Source organism: Peribacillus psychrosaccharolyticus ATCC 23296, from assembly GCF_000305495.1.
Classification (GTDB): Bacteria; Bacillota; Bacilli; order Bacillales; family DSM-1321; genus Peribacillus; species Peribacillus psychrosaccharolyticus.
Genome location: NZ_AJTN02000115.1, coordinates 1 through 1,106 on the forward strand (window position 1 = coordinate 1; position 1,106 = coordinate 1,106).

Sequence of the window (1,106 nt, forward strand, 5' to 3'; positions counted from 1 at the left end):
ATAGTTTAGTTTAATAAGCAACAAACAACAAGTAAATAAATAATAATAAAGGCAATTAATGAACTGTTAAAAGGGTGATAAAATGGATGACTTTAAACGTATGCTAAATGAATTGCAACAATCAGCGATGGAACAAATGAAAAATTCAAATATTCAAATCGACAAAGATAAATTAAACTCGTTCAAAGATATTATCTCAGAGTTAGTAAGCATTAGAAATGAGTTTGCGAGTAAACTTTCCCAATTACAGAATTCAAATGAAAAGGAAATTGTCACTTTTGAGTATTCAAAAGGTGGAGAAACACTTCACAGAGGATATTATTGTCCAAGTCTGGTCTTTGATTTAATCGTAGGAAATATTAAAAGAGGTAAACTACTTAAAAGAAAACCTGATTTTGGGAAATATTCTTATGAATACGGTTTCGATGCAGACAATAGATTGATAAGGGTAAAAGGTGTAAATGAGTTTACCACTCCAGTTAGCCGTTTTGATGAAGAATTCTTGATTTACTCTGATGATATTGTTCTTGGAGTAGAATTTGATAATATGGGTCACTTTGATGTGGTGTACAGATGTACTTATGATAATGGGAAAATTGTTAAGTATGAACGTAGCGTATGTGGCACACAGGAGTACGCAGGCCTTTACTACGAGGAATACTTTTATGAAAACAATATGCTTTCAGTGGTTAGCATATTTGATGTAACTCCACGTATTGAAATATACGAAGAGCAGAAATATAAGGTAGAACTTGATGCAGACAGTAAAATAGTTAAATTAATAGGTGGATTTATTACAAGTGGAGTCGCGGAAAAAGATGTTTTGGATTTTAAGAAGTAATTTATAAATAGGACTTATTCTTATAGAACGAACAGGGGCGTTAGTTGAACAAGGAGACATCTTAAAGGTCCAAAAAGTGGTCCTTTTTTCTTTGTTAACGACTTCATGAATCTTCGGTAATACCGATAATAAAGGATTATGTTAACTAGCCTATTTACTAGCTATTGGCAATAATACATGGTGTTTATGGATAAAAAAGTTAAATATATAGAGTGCGATTGCTGTTATATACACGTATACTTATACAAGTATTAATACAACAAGT

Annotated in this window: 1 protein-coding gene; it reads left to right on the forward strand. The window is 31.5% G+C overall.

Going from position 1 to position 1,106, the window contains the following annotated elements:
- The first annotated feature begins 82 nt into the window (after positions 1–82).
- On the forward strand, positions 83–841 hold the full coding sequence (locus tag WYK_RS06335; RefSeq protein ID WP_040373713.1) for a hypothetical protein: 759 nt from the start codon (positions 83–85) through the stop codon (positions 839–841).
- The last annotated feature ends 265 nt before the right edge of the window (positions 842–1,106 follow it).